This window comes from Chryseobacterium sp. C-71 (assembly GCF_020911865.1).
Taxonomy (GTDB): Bacteria; Bacteroidota; Bacteroidia; order Flavobacteriales; family Weeksellaceae; genus Chryseobacterium.
The window spans coordinates 4,038,020-4,052,112 of record NZ_CP087131.1 but is presented as its reverse complement, the minus strand read 5'-3'; the positions used below and the strand labels follow the sequence as shown (position 1 = coordinate 4,052,112).

At 35.5% G+C, this 14,093-nt stretch carries 12 protein-coding genes; 6 read left to right on the top strand and 6 right to left on the bottom strand.

Annotation, left to right across the window (positions count from 1 at the left end):
• Positions 1-237 precede the first annotated feature (237 nt).
• Together LNP04_RS18745 and LNP04_RS18740 are read left to right on the top strand one after the other, a co-directional pair.
• Complete coding sequence (locus LNP04_RS18745; RefSeq protein ID WP_229984404.1) at positions 238-2,310, top strand: thiamine pyrophosphate-dependent enzyme; 2,073 nt, start codon at positions 238-240, stop codon at positions 2,308-2,310.
• 76 nt (positions 2,311-2,386) lie between these two features.
• On the top strand, positions 2,387-3,412 hold the full coding sequence (locus LNP04_RS18740; protein WP_229984403.1) for a bestrophin family protein: 1,026 nt from the start codon (positions 2,387-2,389) through the stop codon (positions 3,410-3,412).
• A 5-nt stretch (positions 3,413-3,417) separates the two neighbouring features.
• On the opposite strand, the gene LNP04_RS18735 is transcribed toward LNP04_RS18740, so the two are convergent.
• The gene (locus LNP04_RS18735; RefSeq protein WP_229984402.1) at positions 3,418-3,876 is read right to left on the bottom strand and encodes an Lrp/AsnC family transcriptional regulator; all 459 of its coding nucleotides are present in this window, start codon (positions 3,874-3,876) and stop codon (positions 3,418-3,420) included.
• 144 nt (positions 3,877-4,020) lie between these two features.
• Between LNP04_RS18735 and LNP04_RS18730 the strand changes: the two genes are divergently transcribed.
• Entirely contained in the window at positions 4,021-5,247 is a 1,227-nt protein-coding gene (locus tag LNP04_RS18730; protein ID WP_229984401.1) for an aminotransferase class I/II-fold pyridoxal phosphate-dependent enzyme, read from the top strand.
• A 71-nt stretch (positions 5,248-5,318) separates the two neighbouring features.
• On the opposite strand, the gene LNP04_RS18725 is transcribed toward LNP04_RS18730, so the two are convergent.
• From LNP04_RS18725 to LNP04_RS18715, 3 genes are read right to left on the bottom strand one after another with little or no spacing between them, the layout of a single operon-like run.
• Positions 5,319-6,323, bottom strand: coding sequence for a glycosyltransferase family 2 protein (locus tag LNP04_RS18725; protein WP_229984400.1), 1,005 nt, complete (start codon positions 6,321-6,323; stop codon positions 5,319-5,321).
• An 11-nt stretch (positions 6,324-6,334) separates the two neighbouring features.
• On the bottom strand, positions 6,335-6,736 hold the full coding sequence (locus LNP04_RS18720) for a branched-chain amino acid ABC transporter substrate-binding protein (protein ID WP_229984399.1): 402 nt from the start codon (positions 6,734-6,736) through the stop codon (positions 6,335-6,337).
• A gap of 2 nt (positions 6,737-6,738) precedes the next feature.
• Positions 6,739-7,908: a class I SAM-dependent RNA methyltransferase gene (locus LNP04_RS18715; RefSeq protein WP_229984398.1), complete on the bottom strand. Its 1,170-nt coding sequence runs from the start codon at positions 7,906-7,908 to the stop codon at positions 6,739-6,741.
• 136 nt (positions 7,909-8,044) lie between these two features.
• On the opposite strand from LNP04_RS18715, the gene LNP04_RS18710 reads away from it, so the two are divergent.
• The gene (locus LNP04_RS18710; protein ID WP_229984397.1) at positions 8,045-8,770 is read left to right on the top strand and encodes a class I SAM-dependent methyltransferase; all 726 of its coding nucleotides are present in this window, start codon (positions 8,045-8,047) and stop codon (positions 8,768-8,770) included.
• Positions 8,771-9,030: 260 nt separating this feature from the next.
• Positions 9,031-9,750 (top strand): ZIP family metal transporter, encoded by a 720-nt coding sequence (locus LNP04_RS18705; protein WP_229984396.1) that lies wholly within the window; start codon positions 9,031-9,033, stop codon positions 9,748-9,750.
• A 137-nt stretch (positions 9,751-9,887) separates the two neighbouring features.
• Here LNP04_RS18705 and LNP04_RS18700 read toward each other — a convergent pair whose 3' ends face one another.
• Complete coding sequence (locus LNP04_RS18700; protein ID WP_229984395.1) at positions 9,888-11,294, bottom strand: OmpP1/FadL family transporter; 1,407 nt, start codon at positions 11,292-11,294, stop codon at positions 9,888-9,890.
• Between the two features lie 56 nt (positions 11,295-11,350).
• Positions 11,351-12,445 carry a prolyl-tRNA synthetase gene (locus LNP04_RS18695; RefSeq protein ID WP_229984394.1) on the bottom strand — a complete coding sequence of 365 codons (1,095 nt, stop codon included), beginning with the start codon at positions 12,443-12,445 and terminating at the stop codon, positions 11,351-11,353.
• Between the two features lie 147 nt (positions 12,446-12,592).
• Here LNP04_RS18695 and proS point away from each other — a divergent pair, with 147 nt between their 5' ends.
• A complete protein-coding gene (proS, locus tag LNP04_RS18690) occupies positions 12,593-14,068 on the top strand; it encodes a proline--tRNA ligase (RefSeq protein WP_229984393.1) in 1,476 nt (491 codons plus the stop codon).
• Positions 14,069-14,093: the final 25 nt, after the last annotated feature.

Here is a 14,093-nt window from a genome sequence, read left to right as displayed (position 1 = left end):
TTTTTTCTAACTTTTTAATGAGAAAATAGTCAGTAAAGTTACTGCATTTTTTTGTTTTTTAATGAGTTTTTGGAAATTGATATTAACTATAAACTGAATCATTTTTCCTGAAATAATGTTTAAAATTTCATTATTTCAATTATTTAATGAACTAACATTCAAATAATTGATTCAACTACCTATCAATTGTTAGGCTTTTATTTTTTGAAATCCAAATTATGTTTATCTTTGCTTTCTATGGAAAATACACTTCACGAAAAAGTTTCACAGGATATTTTACTTAAAGCTTATAACCACATGATGCTTGCCAAAGCAATGGCAGACATCTACGAAGAAAACAGAAATGTTTGTAAATATGTACACAGTACTTCAAGAGGGCATGAAGCGATTCAGTTGGCCACTGCTTATCAGTTGAAAAAAGAAGACTGGGTTTCTCCATATTACAGAGATGAAAGTATTTTGTTGGGAATTGGTTTTGAGCCTTATCAATTGATGCTTCAATTGCTGGCTAAAGCTGATGACCCTTTTTCAGGTGGAAGATCGTATTATTCTCACCCTTCGAGCAGAAACGAAAATATGCCGAAGATCATCCACCAAAGTTCCGCGACCGGAATGCAGACCATTCCTACAACAGGCGTTGCACAAGGAATCAAATATATTCAGGATTTTAATTTAGAACAATTTGAAAATAATCCTGTCGTAATCTGCAGTTTGGGAGATAATTCTGTAACGGAAGGCGAAGTAAGTGAAGCTCTTCAGTTTGCTGCCTTACACCAACTTCCTATTATTTTCTTGGTTCAGGATAACGAATGGGGAATTTCTGTAACCAAAGAAGAAGCTAGAACTTGTGACGCTTATGATTTCGTTGCCGGATTTGAAGGTTTAGGAAGAATGAGAGTTGACGGAACCGATTTTGTTGAAAGTTTTGACATAATGAAAAAAGCTGTTGATTTCGTGAGAACCGAAAGAAAACCTTTGGTTGTCTGCGCAAAAACAGTTTTGATTGGTCATCATACTTCGGGAGTGAGAAGAGAATTCTATAGAGATGAAGAAGATTTAACCAAACACAGAGCAAAAGATCCGGGAGAAATCCTTCGAAATCAATTGCTTGAATCTGGTACAGACGAAGAATTATTAAAGCAAATCACAAAAAAGGCAAGATTGGAAGCTGAGGAAGCATTCGAAAGAGCGCAAAAAGCCGAAGATCCGAAGCCTGAAACCGTGATGCAACATATTTTCGCACCTACTCCGATTACGGAAGAAGTGGGAACGCGCGAACCTGAAGGTGGCGAAAAAATCGTAATGGTTGATGCAGCCATTCACGCCATCCAGGAAATTATGTGGAAACATCCTGAAGCATTGTTGTACGGACAAGATGTTGGCGAAAGAATCGGTGGAGTTTTCCGTGAGACGGTGACTTTAGGTAAAAAATTCGGAAGCAAAAGAGTTTTCAATACAGCCATTCAGGAAGCGTATATCATTGGTTCTACAACCGGAATGAGCGCAGTTGGTTTGAAGCCAATTGTTGAGGTTCAGTTTGCCGATTATATTTATCCTGGGATCAACCAATTGATTACGGAAATTTCAAAATCAAATTATTTAAGCAACGGGAAGTTTCCTGTAAGCAATATCATCAGGGTTCCGATTGGAGCTTACGGTGGTGGCGGACCTTACCATAGTGGAAGTGTTGAAAGTATTTTAGCCAACATTAAAGGAATTAAAATCGCTTATCCAAGCAACGCAGCCGATTTTAAAGGTTTATTGAAAGCAGCTTACTACGACCCAAATCCGGTTGTGATGTTGGAGCATAAAGGTTTATACTGGAGCAAAGTCCCGGGAACTGAAGATGCAAAAACCATAGAACCAGCAGAAGATTACATTTTACCTTTCGGAAAAGGAAAAATCGTTATAGAAGCTGACGAAAATGAGATTAAAAAAGGAAACACAGTTGTCGTAGTCACTTACGGAATGGGTGTTTATTGGGCAAAAGAAGCTGTAAAAAACTTCGGTGGTAAAGTAGAAGTAATAGATTTGAGAACCATTATTCCATTGGATGAAGAATTGGTTTTTGAAAGAGTAAAAGCACACGGAAAATGTATCGTTTTAACTGAAGAACAATTGAATAATTCTTTCGCTGAAGCTTTTGCACATAGAATTTCTAAGAATTGCTTTAAATATCTTGACGCTCCTGTAGAAACGATGGGATCGCTTGATACTCCCGCAGTTCCGATCAATTTAATTTTAGAAAAGGAAATGCTTCCGAATGCTGAAAAGCTATCGAAGAAGATCGACGAAATGTTGAAATATTAAAAATTAAAACCTCTAAAATATTTTTAGAGGTTTTTTTGTACGTTTTTTGTTAACTTGGATTTATTAATTCATTAAAATGATCACAACAAAATATTTCAATTACAAACAGATTGCGAATCTTGCAGGGATGCATCTTATCTGGCTAACTGCATGGAGCACATTTGTCGCTGCCATATATTACTTTTTCGAATGGCAATGGATGACAATTCCTCTCGTACCACTTACTTTGGTAGGTACGGCAGTTGCATTTTTCGTTGGTTTTAAAAGTAATCAGGCGTATGACCGACTTTGGGAAGCAAGAAAAATTTGGGGTGCTATTGTCAACTCCAGCCGATCATTCACATCAATGTTGTATGCTTTTGATACCGAAAAAGGCGAAATGCATTACATTAAAGACTTTAAAAAACAATTGGTCTACCGTCACATTGCGTGGTTGTATACCTTGAGAGAGCAGCTCTTAATACCGACAGAATGGGAACACATGAGTCTTGACCGACATTTCGGAGAAATTAATACCAAAAGAAACCGCTTGATAAAAGCAGGTTTTCCTGATTATGTAAGAACGCACCTTTTTCAACAAAAATACCTTTCGGAAGATGAATTGAAAGTACAGGAAGATTATAAAAATTTTGCAACTTTTCTTAATTCAAAACAGGCAAAAGATTTAAATTATTTAAAAAATAAAAAAGTTATCACAGACTTTGATCAGATGCAGCTTCAAAATTGTCTGAATGATTTTTATGATTATCAAGGACAGGCAGAAAGAATTAAAAAATTCCCTTCTCCAAGGCAGTTTGCCAATTCAGGATTTATCTTTATTGTTATTTTCATTATCCTTTTGCCACTAGGTTTAGTAAGTGAATTTAGTAAATTGGGGGATTGGGGAATCTGGACGTGTATTCCGTTCTGTGTGATTGTTGGGTGGATTTATATCATTATGGAACTCGTCGGTGATTATTCTGAAAACCCTTTCGGTGGATTAATGTTTGACATTCCAATGCTGTCGATTTGCCGAACTATTGAGATCGACCTTCTTCAAATGATCGGTGAACATGAAGACCTTCCGGAACCGATAGCTTCTAAAAATGGAGTTTTAGTTTAAATAAATTATAAAACCAATTCGGTCGTATTTTTCACTTCAGAAATAGTGAACGAACTTTGGGTACTCGCAATATGCTGAATTGTGGTAAGCTTAGTAAGCATAAAATTGCGGTAATCTTCCATGTCTTTCACACAAATTTTTAGAATATAATCGTAATCACCACTTACATGAAAGCATTCCGTCACCTCATCTAAAGTCATCACTTCTTTTTCAAAACGAAGTACGTATTCTTTTTTATGCTGAGTCAATTTCACATGACAAAGAATAATGAAGTTTTTATCAATTTTTGTTTTATCTAAAATGGCCACATATTTTGAAATTACTCCGTTGTTTTCAAGTTTTCTAACACGTTCATAAACTGCAGTAATTGACAAACCGAGTTTGTAAGACAGCTCTTTGGTGGTTTGCTTACAGTCTTGTTGTAGAAAAAGCAGCAGTTTTTTATCTGTTTCGTCAAATTGCATAGAAAATTTTTTGGTTAAATTTATTAAATTTAAATTGAATAGACTTTTTATCATCAAAATTTAATTTTTATAGATTTAAAATCTAAATAATGAATTATATGTTGTAATAAAATATAAAATGATCCACTTTTAAAACAAAAAAATATGGATAATTTTAATGCAGCAAACGAAATACAGGATTTGCAATATTTTGGAGAATTTGGAGGAGTAAATCCATCAATCTCAGACAGCTCTACCTATACTTTTCTTTCTGCAAAAACCATGTTTGATACTTTTGAAGGGAATGCCGATGGCTGTTATTTATATTCAAGACATTCTTCACCGATGAATCTTTATCTTTCTCAGGCCTTGGCTAAAATGGAAAATACAGAAACGGCTAATGTGACTGCTTCCGGAATGGGTGCTATCACCTCTGTACTGATGCAGGTTTGTAAGAGTGGTGACCATATCATCTCCAGCAGAACAATCTATGGCGGAACGTATGCTTTTCTAAAAAACTTTCTTCCACCGTTCAATATTGACACAACTTTTGTTGACATCAATAATTTTGAGTCGATTGAAAATGCTATTCAGCCCAACACAAAAATAATTTATTGCGAAAGTGTGAGCAATCCGCTTCTGGAAGTAGCTGACCTTAGAAAACTTTCCTCAATTTGCAAAAAACATAATTTAAAACTTATAGTAGACAATACTTTTTCTCCGCTTTCCATTTCACCAAGTCTTTTAGGTGCTGATATTGTCATTCACAGTTTAACTAAATTTATTAATGGTAGCAGTGATACGGTTGGCGGAGTTTATTGTGGTACACAAGAATTTATTAATGACACCAAAAATGTGAACAACGGAGCCTGTATGCTTCTTGGCCCTACGATGGACAGCTTCAGATCTGCAAGTATTCTTAAAAACCTGAGAACGCTTCACATCAGAATGAAACAGCACAGCCACAACGCAATGTATCTTGCTGAAAGATTTGAAAATGATGGATTGAAAGTTTCTTATCCAGGTTTACGATCACACAAAAATCATGAGCTGATGAAGAGTATGATGCAGAGAGAATATGGTTTTGGCGGACTTCTCACTGTGGACGCCGGAACGACTGAAAAAGCGAACGAACTAATGGAAATGATGCAGCACGAAAATCTTGGATATCTTGCGGTGAGTTTAGGATTTTACAAAACATTATTCTCATGCTCCGGAAGCTCAACCTCATCTGAAATACCGGAAGACGAACGCGAAGAAATGGGAATTTCAGACGGACTTATACGATTCTCTATAGGCCTCGACCACGACATCGAGCGAACTTATAAAAAAATGAAAGAATGCATGCTCAAAACTGGCGTTCTACACCATGAAACTATTTATACATCTTGATTAATAAATGCTGTTGAACTTTCAACAGCATTTATTTTTTTTTAGAAATATTTTTTGAATAATTAAATCTATTAATTTTTATGAAAATGTTTCGGGAAAGCATTTTCAGGTTTCATTCTGAAAACATTCAGCAAAATCCACGATTTTAAAAAACCGTAGCCGTAAGAGAACATTTGAATATAAGTCGAAATAACCGCCATTCCGGCGATTGCAATGTTCTTTGTCACAATCAGGGAGTGTATTAAAACCATGAAAGTATAGAGTCCGTAAAATGCCAGAATAATCCCTCGTCCAAGAATGAAATATTCAATAAAACCTAAAACATATCCCAGCAGAAACAATGTTGGAAATGCAAAAGATATTTTCACATATTTCGGATGTCTCTGATTTAAAATCGGTCTTGCACAACCGAACTGATACACCTGTTTTGAAAATTTCCCAAAATCTACACGACGTTTATGATACACAGCGATATTATCAAAAAACGCAGTTGAAAAACCGTTTTCCCAAAGCGTCATCGATAAATCCGGGTCTTCACCAATCCTCATTTCAGAAAAACCTCCAACCTTCTCAAAAACTTCTTTCTTCACTCCCATATTGAAACTTCTGGGCTGAAATTTTGAAACTGCCTTTTTATTCCCTCTGATTCCACCTGTTGTAAAAACTGAAGTCATAGAGTAAGAAATCGCTTTCTGCATCAGATTAAAGCCTTTATGCGCCTTATCTGCCCCACCAAAAGCATCACAAGGAATGGTAAGAATATCCTTTTTAATATTTTGAATATAATCTTTCTCCACAATCACATCGCTGTCTACAAAAACAAGCCATTCATTGGAAGCTCTTTTTGAACCGTAATTTCTCGATAAACCGGGACCTGAATTGTCTTTTCTAAAATATTTAATATCTAAAATTCCATCAAAATTACCAATGGTTGGTTTCAGATCGATCAATGAACCGTCATCCACAATGATAATTTCAAAAGCTTTATCCGTTTGAAAGGTTAATGAATTGAGAAGCTCAAAAAGCTCGTCTTTTCGGTTAAATATGGCGACAACAATGGAAATGGTAGGATTCAATTTATTCTAATTTAAATACTAAACAAATTTGATTTAAAATACACATACAAAACAAGTGCAATCATTAATAAAATGAATGTTCCGCTGAAAAGCAGAAACTCAAATACACTCCTGAAATAATAAAGACCTAAGTGAAATAGAGAAAAAAACACCACAAAAGACAAAACCAAACCTATCAAAATGCAAACTAAAATGGTTTGTATAAAATCTTTATCTGGCAAAGGATTTTTAAATACAATTAAAAACAAAATGGAGGCAATTATAAAAAAGCCTCCACTCCACAATTCGACTGTGTATTTTGAATTTTTTCTGAATTTTTTGCCGCTATTATTAGAATCTGACGAAGTATAATCTGTCAAAAGACAAACGAAATCGACAATACCTTCAATAATCTCAAAAATATTCAGAGACATTTTTACTCTTCTTTATTCTCTAGTTTATGCAACTTCTTCGTTCCCTCATACATTTCGTACTGCAAAAATCTGGTTTCCAGTTTTCCGTTGAAAAGCTTGATTTTTCTTGAAGGTCGCAATCCTATTTTCTTTGGAGCATCAAGATCTGAAGAAATCAGCCAAGCCAAAGTATTTGGGTAACTTGTCTTAAACGTATCTCCTATTTTCTTATAGAAATCGTCATCATTAATTGAAATTCTCTCATCATAAGGCGGATTGAAAACCATCAACAACGGGAACATATCTTTTTTGGTATCAAAGAAGTTTTCTCTTCTTACTTCGATAACGTCTTCCATTTCCGCAGATTCTACATTGGTTCTTGCAGCATCCAGCATTCTTCCGTCGATATCGTAACCCACGATTTTTCCGTGAAATTCTCTGATTCTGTCTACACGATGTTGCTTTATCGTAGCAAATAAATCATCATCATAATTTTTCCAGTTTTGGAAAGCAAATCTTCTTCTGTAAAGCTGTGCCGGCAAATCCATAGCAATCATCGCAGCTTCTATCAAAAGCGTTCCGGATCCGCACATCGGATCAAGCAAATTCCCTTTTCCGTCCCAACCTGCCAACTGAAGCATTCCGCTTGCCAAAACTTCGTTGATTGGTGCTTCACCCTGCTCTCTTCTGTACCCTCTTTTAAATAAAGCATCACCCGAAGAATCTAAAGAAATCGTCACCAATTCTCTGTCGATATGAAGATGAAATTTAATATCCGGAGATTTTGTTTCAATGCTCGGTCTTCTTCCGTACTTATTTTGGAAATAATCTACAATCGCATCTTTCATTTTGAAAGTCATGAACTGGGAATGACTGAATCTTTCAGAATTTACTGTAGAATCTATAGCAAAAGTCTGGTTGACATCCATAAACTCATCCCATTCAAATTTGAAAAGCCTGTCGTAGTATTTTGTTTCGTTATATGCTTTAAATTCATCAATCGGCACAAGAATCTTCAAAGCCGTTCTTGCCGAATAATTGATTTTATAAAGAAAACCTAAATCTCCCTCACAATTGACTGCACGATTTTTAAGTTCAACGTTTCTTCCACCCAGTTTTTTGATTTCTTCACCTAAAACTGTTTCTAATCCGAAGAATGTTTTTATCTGAATTTTAATATTTTCTGTATCCATAAGTTATCATTAAAAGATTTAACTATTTAAAAATCAAAGAATTAGCGTTTCATTTTATTAATAAATTGAATTTTTCAATACCTTAATATTTAAAATACTTTTCTTTTAACACCGCAAATTTAGTTATTTTTGCATTATGGAATGGTTTGAATCTTGGTTTGATACGCCTTATTATCATTTGCTTTACAGTAACAGAGACTACACGGAAGCAGAAAACTTCATCACAAAACTCACTCAGGAGCTTCAGCTGCCTCAATCTTCAAAAATAATCGACCTTGCGTGCGGAAAAGGAAGACACTCGGTTTTTCTTAATAAATTGGGCTATGATGTGCTTGGTTTAGACCTTTCTCAACAAAGTATTGAGTTTGACAAGCAGTTTGAAAATGAAAGTTTAACTTTCAAAGTTCATGATATGAGAAATCCTATTGATTCTGAACCTGTAAATGCAGTTTTCAATCTCTTTACCAGCTTTGGGTATTTTGACAACGAGACGGATGACAGAAATGTTTTTAAATCAGTTTACAATGCCCTAAAACCGGAAGGTTTTTTTGTTCTGGATTATCTGAATGAAGAATTTGTAACAAGAAATTTGGTTCCGGAAACTACAATTCACAGAGAAGGAATTGATTTTCATATTTCTAAAAAAATTGAAGGCAGACACATCATTAAAGACATTCGTTTTGAAATTGATGGAGAAGCTAAACATTTTTTTGAAAAAGTAAAACTTCACACCCTAGAAACGATTGAAAATTATGCTTCAGAATGTGGATTTGAAAGAGTGAAAATTTGGGGAGATTATCAGTTGAATGATTTTAAAAAGGAAGTTTCGCCGCGTTGCATTAATTTGTTTAAGAAAAAGTAAATCAAACTTTGCAGTGAAGATTAATATAGTTTTCATCGTTCTGACTTTAAGCTCTATATTTTTTGGAGTAAAATTTGGGTTTATTGATAGTCATACACCTCCTTTACCATTTGTTATTTCTGGCATATTATTAATTGTTGGAACTATTTTAATTTTTCTAAAGAACATTTTTAAAGATAAATACAGCTATCAAATTCATATAGCTTTTACAGTTTTAAATCTATTGATTGTTCTCTATTGTTTACTATTACCATTTTGAAATGATTATAATATTATTAATTTTAAGCGTTATTGCCGGCGTTTTTCTCGGAAAACTCTTTGGTAAAAAAGAACAGTTTGCAAAAAATCTGTTGATTCTAAGTGCCGGTTTTCTGATTACCATTTGCCTGAATGAAGTTTTTCCACAAGTTTACACTTCTGATGTCAGTGAAAATCTGGGAATCTTCGTGATTGGCGGTGTTCTGCTTCAAATGATTTTAGAAGCGTTAACAAAAGGTTTTGAGCACGGGCATTTCCATCATCATAATGAAAGCAGCAATATTTTACCTGTTGCCTTGATGGTCGGATTGTTTATTCATGCGTTTATCGAGGGAATTCCTTTGGCAAATGAAACCAATCCTCTTTCGCCTTATCTTTTAGGAATTTTGTTTCACAATCTTCCTATTTCGTTTATTTTGGGTGCGTTCTTGTTTAACCGTTCAGGTTCAAAAGCGTCTTATCCTTCCTTATTAATTGTGGCTTTATTCGCTCTAGCCTCACCAATGGGAATGTTGCTTGGAAATTATTTCAACCCTGATTGGCAACCATATTTCCTGGCAATTGTAGGTGGTATTTTTCTTCATATTTCATCGGTTATTATTTTCGAAAGCAATAAAAATCACAATATTAACTGGTCAAAAATTGGATTGGTTATTTTAGGAGTTTCCTTGGCTTTATTAATGCATTTGTTTCATACACATCCACATGGTCATCATCATTAATCAGCTTTTATTTTAAATTAAAGCTTATATTAATACTTATAAATCTGCATGATTAGCTAATCTTGGAGAAAAAATTTAAATAAATATAAAAGGCTTCGAAATATTTCGAAGCCTTTTATATTTAAGAAAAATAATGATTAGAATTTCCAGCCTACAGTAAGGAAGAAATTATTTCTCACATTTTTCACGTCAGATACTACAGAATTTGGCGTCGTAACGTCGAAATCTCCTGAGTAATATCCTGTATTATAATCATCAAATTGATATCCAGCCAAAAATGGATTTTTATATTCTGAAGTTATATTTTGATAAGCCGCATCGATGTAGAACTTTCCAAAATCATATCCGATACCTGCACCAATCGTATTTCTATCTCCTAAAATAAAGTTGCTGTAGTTGGTATTTGCAACAGTTCCCGTATTTGAAAATGCACTAACTGTTGTACTATCAAACGGGCTTGATGCATAAGAATAACCTCCTCTCAATCTCAACCCTTTTATTCTGTATTCTGCACCTACTTTTACTTCAGATAAATTCTTGTAATTATCGCTGAAGAAAGTATTTAATTCTGACTCAGCAACACCCTGAACTTTATATCTTGGCTTTGTTAAACCTAAAGTGTAGTCTACGTTAATAGCAAAATTTTTGCTGGGTACAAAAGCACCACTTAATGTAGCTTTCATTGGAGATCTGAATGTTCTGTCTTCAGTAAAATTATCATAATAAATTCCGTCTCCGCCATCATAATAATCTCTGTATACTCTGTCAACTGACCACCAAGTAGGCGATTCTATTGAAGCACCCAATCGGAATTGATTACTTAATTTTCCGATAACCCCTACGCTTCCTGAGAAACCACTTGATTTTTCAGAGTATGGCGTATATTGCTTATCGAAAGTGGTTACAGAATTATCTAAATCTAATCCGAATACAGTACTATCATACTGCTCCAAGTCGACTCCATGCATATTTAAGCTAGCACCGAAGTACCACAAATTGTTATAGTTTGCACCGACACCCACATTAAATTTAGTTTGCGTACCGTATCTATTATAAGCATGACCTAAATAAGACATATTTCCCACAACGTTATTTCCTCCTGAATCAACAAGATTTTTAGCAATAGAAACATTTGAGTTTCCTGGTGATTCCACATAGTTTTCAATAGATGATGTAGAAATATTGGCAGCAACGTTAATAAACTTCCAAGGTGTTTCTGTCATCAACTGAAAAACAGCAACTCCATTGGCATTACCGATATCAACTTTATTAATATCATAATTTAAAGAAGAACCGGCTAGTGAAGATGTATTTTTATTATTCGTTACCGATAGCGTTGCCGAAACATCACCAGCAATCGCAACACCAATACCTGCAGGGTTAGTCATCAGCGAAGTACCGTCACCACCTAAAGCTCCATTCGAGCCTACCATTGCATTAAACTTCGAAGGACCAACCATTGGCGTATTTGAATATACATCAATAGAATTTCTGATTACTGAAATATCCTGAGCCTGCACAAAAAATGCTGCAGAAATACTCATTATTACTAAAGATTTTTTTAACATTATTTTATTAATAGTTATTGAGTTTTACAATATTATCTACCACCGGATCTGAAACCGCCGCCACCGCCGCCTGATCTCATTCCTCCGCCACCGCCAGAAGAACCACCAGATCTGAATCCGCCTCCGCTACTTCCAGAGTTGAATCCTCCTGATCTGAAACCGCCATCGTTTGATCTTGGCTGTGACTGTTGGTTATTATAATTTGGTCTTGTTTGTTGTTGTGGTCTGTAATTATAATTGGGTCTTTGCTGACCATTAGAGTTTCTCATACCGGATTGATTTCTGAAACCGCCGTTTGTAGTTCCTTGTCTGAAACCACCATTGGTTGTTCCTTGTCTAAAACCTCCGCTATTATTTCTGAATCCCTGCTGACCTTGGCCGTTTCTAAAACCAGAACCATTGTTTCCATTTCTGAAGCCAGAAGTGTTTCCATTATATCTACTGATACCTGAAGTATTATTTGTAAATCCTCTGCCGTTGGCTCCACTTCTTCTGTAAGATGGTCTGTAATAATTACCTCCCCAGTAACCTGCACCGCCATACCAGCCTCCGTAACCATATCCGCCCCAGTAAGGGTTATACATTCCCCAGTTGTTCCAGCCCATTCCCCAATAAGGATTGCCCCAGCCCCAACCGTTGTTCCATCCCCAAGGAGAACCCCAACCGAATGACATTCCCATGCCCCAGCCGCCATTCCATCCCCAAGATGAGCCCCATCCCCAAGGTGAGCCCCAACCCATTCCCATACCCCAACCCCAAGAGTTGTCGTATACGTTGGTCTGGCTTCCTGCAAAATTACCCCAATCAGAATCTGTAGCATTACCGTAATTGGTATCACTCCATTCATTATATCTGTTGTCGTATTCTTGGGAATTGATCTGAGAATTTTCTACAATGCTAGATTGTGGGTAATAATCATAATATTCTCCTACTCTGTTACCTTGATCTCCATTGATGATCACACCTTCCGGTAGAGTATCTTTGTTCGGATCGTAATATACTCCGTCTGTCTCACTGTAACCTCCAACCTGAGCACCACAAGACATTAATAGCAAGCCACTTGAGATAGCCAAAACCCCTTTGGATTTCAGCATGCCAAGTAAATTTTTATGTATATTTCTTTTCATGATAATGTAAAAATTTTTAATTTAAATTATATTTGCAATCTGTACCAAAAATATACCAAATTATTGGTTACAAATATCTATCAAAAATAGATTTTTATTTTTAGATTACAATAATAGAGAAAAGTTAAAAATATTAAAATAAAATTAATGGCAAAATTAACCTCAAGAAGCGAAGATTATAGCAAATGGTATAATGAATTGGTTGTAAAAGCAGATTTAGCTGAAAACTCCGGCGTGCGAGGATCTATGGTTATTAAACCTTACGGATATGCAATCTGGGAGAAGATGCGTGACGAAATGGATAAAAGATTCAAAGAAACGGGTCATGTTAACGCATATTTCCCGCTATTCGTTCCCAAAAGTTTATTTGAGGCTGAAGAAAAAAATGCAGAAGGTTTTGCCAAAGAATGTGCAATTGTCACTCATTACCGTTTAAAAAATGATCCCGATAATCCAGGGAAATTGATCGTTGATCCGGATGCAAAATTAGAGGAAGAATTAATCGTTCGTCCTACTTCTGAGGCAATCATCTGGAATACTTATAAAGGATGGATTCAGTCTTACAGAGATTTACCTATTTTGATTAACCAATGGGCGAATGTTGTACGTTGGGAAATGAGAACCCGTCTGTTTTTAAGAACTTCTGAGTTTTTGTGGCAGGAAGGGCATACTGCTCACGCTACAAAAGATGAAGCTTTAGAAGAGGCAGTGAAAATGAATAATGTGTATGCAGACTTTGCAGAAAAATTCATGGCAATGCCGGTTGTAATGGGTGTGAAAACTCCTTCTGAAAGATTTGCAGGAGCTGATGACACTTATTGTATTGAAGCATTAATGCAGGACGGAAAAGCGCTTCAGGCAGGTACTTCTCACTTCTTGGGACAGAATTTCGCAAAAGCATTTGACGTAAAATTCACCAACAAAGAAGGAAAAATAGAACACGCCTGGGCAACATCTTGGGGAACTTCAACCCGTTTGATGGGTGCTTTGATTATGACGCATTCTGATGATTTCGGATTGGTCTTACCTCCTACCTTGGCTCCGATTCAGGTTGTGATTGTTCCAATCTTTAAAGGGGAAGAGCAATTGAACCAAATTAGCGAAGTGGCTTTAGAAATTCAGAGTAAATTAAAATTAAAAGGAATTTCGGTTAAATTTGATGATGATACTCAAAACAAACCGGGATGGAAATTCGCTGAGTACGAATTGAAAGGTGTGCCTTTGAGAATCGCAATGGGTCAGAGAGATTTAGAAAATAAATCTGTTGAGATTGCAAGAAGAGATACTCTTACGAAAGAGACTCGTCCGTTGGAAGGTTTAGATTCTTATATTGAAGATTTATTGAAAACTATCCAACAAGATATGTACACTAAGGCTTTTGATTTCAGAAAAGACAACATTACAAAAGTTGACTCTTATGAAGAATTTAAAAAAGTTTTAGAAGAGAAAGGAGGTTTCATCTATGCACATTGGGACGGAACTGATGAGGAAGAAGCACAAATAAAAGAAGAAACCAAAGCGACAATACGTTGTATTCCCTTGGATGATGATATCGAAGAAGGGGTTTCTATGATTTCAGGAAAACCATCTAAAAGACGTGTTTTGTACGCAAAAGCATACTAAAATTCAACAACTTATAATTAACAAA

What these genes read in the sequence shown, in the direction of transcription:
- LNP04_RS18745 (WP_229984404.1), top strand. Translation starts at nt 238, where the DNA reads ATGGAAAATACACTTCACGAAAAAGTTTCACAGGATATTTTACTTAAA.
- LNP04_RS18740 (WP_229984403.1), top strand. Translation starts at nt 2,387, where the DNA reads ATGATCACAACAAAATATTTCAATTACAAACAGATTGCGAATCTTGCA.
- LNP04_RS18735 (WP_229984402.1), bottom strand. Translation starts at nt 3,876, where the DNA reads ATGCAATTTGACGAAACAGATAAAAAACTGCTGCTTTTTCTACAACAA.
- LNP04_RS18730 (WP_229984401.1), top strand. Translation starts at nt 4,021, where the DNA reads ATGGATAATTTTAATGCAGCAAACGAAATACAGGATTTGCAATATTTT.
- LNP04_RS18720 (WP_229984399.1), bottom strand. Translation starts at nt 6,736, where the DNA reads ATGTCTCTGAATATTTTTGAGATTATTGAAGGTATTGTCGATTTCGTT.
- LNP04_RS18715 (WP_229984398.1), bottom strand. Translation starts at nt 7,908, where the DNA reads ATGGATACAGAAAATATTAAAATTCAGATAAAAACATTCTTCGGATTA.
- LNP04_RS18710 (WP_229984397.1), top strand. Translation starts at nt 8,045, where the DNA reads ATGGAATGGTTTGAATCTTGGTTTGATACGCCTTATTATCATTTGCTT.
- LNP04_RS18705 (WP_229984396.1), top strand. Translation starts at nt 9,031, where the DNA reads ATGATTATAATATTATTAATTTTAAGCGTTATTGCCGGCGTTTTTCTC.
- LNP04_RS18700 (WP_229984395.1), bottom strand. Translation starts at nt 11,294, where the DNA reads ATGAGTATTTCTGCAGCATTTTTTGTGCAGGCTCAGGATATTTCAGTA.
- LNP04_RS18695 (WP_229984394.1), bottom strand. Translation starts at nt 12,445, where the DNA reads ATGAAAAGAAATATACATAAAAATTTACTTGGCATGCTGAAATCCAAA.
- proS (WP_229984393.1), top strand. Translation starts at nt 12,593, where the DNA reads ATGGCAAAATTAACCTCAAGAAGCGAAGATTATAGCAAATGGTATAAT.